The 3,627-nt window shown below is 64.4% G+C and carries 4 protein-coding genes; 2 read left to right on the top strand and 2 right to left on the bottom strand.

Features of this window, described 5'->3' with window-relative positions; translation table 11 throughout:
- Positions 1–119: 119 nt before the first annotated feature.
- Complete coding sequence (locus PF446_RS12445; RefSeq protein ID WP_298072071.1) at positions 120–374, bottom strand: DUF805 domain-containing protein; 255 nt, start codon at positions 372–374, stop codon at positions 120–122.
- Between the two features lie 230 nt (positions 375–604).
- Here PF446_RS12445 and PF446_RS12440 point away from each other — a divergent pair, with 230 nt between their 5' ends.
- Positions 605–1,519, top strand: a complete 915-nt coding sequence (locus tag PF446_RS12440; RefSeq protein WP_298072069.1) for an arginine deiminase-related protein — start codon at positions 605–607, stop codon at positions 1,517–1,519.
- Between the two features lie 86 nt (positions 1,520–1,605).
- Positions 1,606–2,274, top strand: a complete 669-nt coding sequence (locus PF446_RS12435; protein WP_298072067.1) for a nitroreductase family protein — start codon at positions 1,606–1,608, stop codon at positions 2,272–2,274.
- Positions 2,275–2,283: 9 nt separating this feature from the next.
- Here the strand turns inward: PF446_RS12435 and PF446_RS12430 are convergent.
- Positions 2,284–3,627 (bottom strand): peptide MFS transporter (locus PF446_RS12430; protein ID WP_298072066.1); only part of this gene is annotated, 1,344 nt, incomplete at its 5' end.

The following is a 3,627-nucleotide window of genomic DNA, read 5'->3' as shown; positions in this document are numbered from 1 at the left end:
CGTTGTCAGGCCTCGATCTTTTTCGGATTCGGGCCGTACTGATTGTCGGGCTCGCTGTCGAGTACGTCAAAGACCAGCAGCACTATGAAGCCGATCAAGGGAATCAGGCCAATCAGGATCTACCAGCCGGTGCGTCCGGTGTCATGCAGCCTTCGCACCTGCACGCCGATGTTCGGGAGCAGCACGGCCAGGCTGTAGATCGCCATGAGCGCATTCATGTCGTCTCCATAGGTGTGCATCTCCAGCACGCCTCCGATGATCCTCAACACGATGAGGATGATGAAGTTGATCAACTGGAACATCCAGTATTCCTTGCGGCGCGCACGGCCCTGGAACACGGCGTATTTCTTCAGGACTTCAAGATACCAGTTCAATGGTTTTCCACCTTTTTGCATTTTCCCGATGCGTTTGCGTTGAATAGCGGGCCGAGCGTGTGACCAATCTCCCTCCCCAATGTCGTCGAATCATTCCTGATACGACCATTACGAATATATGCATTGCTGCGATATGCAGGCAAGCCCTGTTGTGTTCGGGGCGCGACCGCCGGCCGTGCAGCAGGAGCGCAGTCGGCCTATCATGCCGACACCCGACCCAGGATAGATCCATGCTTGTAAACGATCCGGCGCAATTCCTCGAAGCGATGGCGGCACTCGATGCCTCCACCGGGCCGGCCACGGCACGGGCGGCGTTCCTGCTGTCGCCCTCGGGCTTCGCGCTTGCCGACGAGTCGGCCCGGGACAATGCCTACATGCGCATGGAGCAGTCCGCCGATCCATTGCGTGCGCTGCAGCAGCATGCGGCGCTGGCCGGGGCCTTGCGCCAGGATTGTGCGGTGATCACCTTTCCGGGTGATCCACGCACGCCCGATGCGGTGTTCCCGAACAATGTCTTCGCCACGGCGCGCAACACCCTGGTCATCGGACGCATGCGCCATGCGGTGCGGCGTGCGGAGGCCGAGCGCCCGGACATCCGGACCTTCTTCGGGGACGTGCTGGGATACGACGAGGTGGACCTGTCCGGCTGCGAGGAGCTGGTCGCCGAGCTGACCGGGTCATTGGTCATCGATCGCGCGCGCAATGTCGGGTACTGCGGCCTGAGCGAACGCTGCGACGCAGCGGGTGCAGCGGCCATGCACCAGGCGTTCGGCCTGGATCTGACGCTGTGTTTCGAGCTTGCCGAGGGCGAGTATCACAGCAACGTGCTGATGAGCGTGCTGGCTGGGCGTGCCGTGATGCTGGCGGCGGACGGATTCCGCGATCCAGAGGTGCCGCGTGCCATTGCCGAGGCATTCGACCATCGCGTGATTTGGCTGACCCCGGAACAGAAGCGCGCCTACGCGGGCAATGCCATCACCCTGGGCGAGCACCGTGTATGGATGAGCGCCACCGGTGCGGCCAGCCTGACACCGGCGCAGCGCGCGGACCTGGAACGCTGGGGCTTTGCCGTTGGCGAAGTGGAGCTGGACGAGATCGAGAAGGCCGGCGGCAGTCTGCGCTGCTGCGTCGCCGAAATCTTCTGACCCCGGCGATGGTTTGTCGGGACATGCCGTGCGTGTCGCGGGGTGGGGCGGTACCATCGGGCCACTCCGCACAAGCCGTAATCGCCATGACCGCTCACGCCACGATCCCCTTGCCCGAACGCGAAGCGCTGAGCGACGAGCAGCGCGTTCGGCGCGCGACCGCGCTGGCCGACGAGATGGCGCGACGCCGCAGCGTGCGCGACTTCGCGCCCACACCGGTGCCGCGTGCGGTGATCGAGCCCTGCCTGCGCGCCGCCGGCACCGCGCCCAGCGGCGCGCACCAGCAACCATGGCGCTTCGTCGCCATCGCCGATCCGGCGATCAAGCGGCGTATCCGCGAGGCTGCCGAGGCCGAGGAACGCGCGTTCTACGAACACCGGGCCCCGGACGCATGGCTGGACGCGCTGGCACCGCTCGGGACCGATGCCGATAAACCGTTCCTGGAGGTGGCGCCGTGGTTGATCGCGGTGTTCTACGAACGCTTCGCCCTGGATGCCGAAGGCCGCAAGCACAAACGCTATTACCCGCACGAATCGGTCGGCATCGCCAGCGGTATGCTGATCACGGCGTTGCACCGGGCGGGGCTGGCCACGCTGACGCACACCCCGAGCCCGATGGGTTTCCTCAACCAGATCCTCGGCCGTCCGCGCAACGAGATGCCCTACCTGCTGCTGGTGGTCGGACACCCGGCCGAAGGTTGCCGGGTGCCGGACATCCAGCGCTTGTCGCTGGATGCCTATACCGCCTTCCTGTGAACTTCCGGTTCAGGGCTCGGGCGTGATGTTGATGTCGTGTCCGATCAGGCGCCGCTTGATGATGGGGCTGAACAGCGCCAGCAGCACGCCCACGCCGATCGACACGCCAGCGATGGTGGCGTAGATGTGTGGCATGTCGCCCACGTCGTGAGCGCTGAAACGCCCGGCGATCAGGCCGGCCATGATCTCGCCCAACGCAGTGAACAGGAACCAGGTGCCCATCAGTCGGCTGCTGTAGCGTCGGGGAGAGAGCTTGGTGGTGGCAGACAGACCCACCGGGCTCAGGCACAGTTCGCCGACGGTGTGCAGCAGGTAGGTCAAGCCCAGCCAGGTCGGCAACACCTTGTGTCCTGAGACCACCACCCAGGCCGCGCCCATCATGACCAGGAAGCCGAGACCGATGAAAACCATGCCCAGCGCGAATTTCATCGGCGTGGACGGATCCAGTTTGCGCCGACCCAGCCACACCCAGAACCAGGCGAAGAAGGGCGCCAGCAGCAGAATCAGCAGTGAGTTCTCGCTCTGGAACCAGGACGCGGGAAAGCCGAAACCGAATACATGCAGGTCGGTGTAGCGCTGTGCGAACAGGTTGAAATTGGAGCCGGCCTGTTCGTAGCCGGCCCAGAACAGCGACTGCACCAGGAACAGGATGGTCAGCGCGAGCAATCGCTTGCGCTCGACCGCGCTAAGACCCCCGAACAGGAACAGCCACAGCAGGAAGCCCAGGCCCATCGCCAGGATCAACGTGCCCGACCACAGCGCCAATGGCACCGGGGCATAGGTCACGATGCCGGAATACCCCAAACCCACTACCAACACGATCAGAGCCGCAGTCACCCACAAGGCCGTCCACGAGCGCTTCATGAAACGGTTCTGGAGCGCCGGAGCCTCGTAGGCCGGCATGGCCTTGGTGCCGGATGCACCCAGGAAGCGCTGGGTGAAGCGGTACTGGATCAGGCCGAATACCATGCCCACGCCCGCGGCGGCGAAGCCGTAGTGCCAATTCACTTCCTGACCCAACCAGCCGCATACAAGCGGACCAAAAAAGCCGCCCACGTTGATGCCCATGTAGTAGAGCGAGAATCCGGCGTCGCGCCGCGCGCCACCTTCCGGATACAGGTCGCCGACCAGGGCGCTGGTGTTGGGCTTGAGCAGGCCCGTGCCCACCACGATCAACACCAGACCCAGGAAAAAGGTGCGGTGGCTGGGAATGGCCAGGGTGAAGTGGCCTGCGGCGATGATCAGGCCGCCGTACCAGATCGAGCGCTGCTGTCCGATCAGGCGGTCCGCGATCCAGCCTCCGGGCAGCGAGGTGAGGTACACGGCGGCGGTGTACAGGCCGTAGATCGCGGT

Source organism: Oleiagrimonas sp., from assembly GCF_027858935.1.
Taxonomy (GTDB): Bacteria; Pseudomonadota; Gammaproteobacteria; order Xanthomonadales; family Rhodanobacteraceae; genus Oleiagrimonas.
This window is presented reverse-complemented; position numbering and strand designations above follow the sequence as displayed.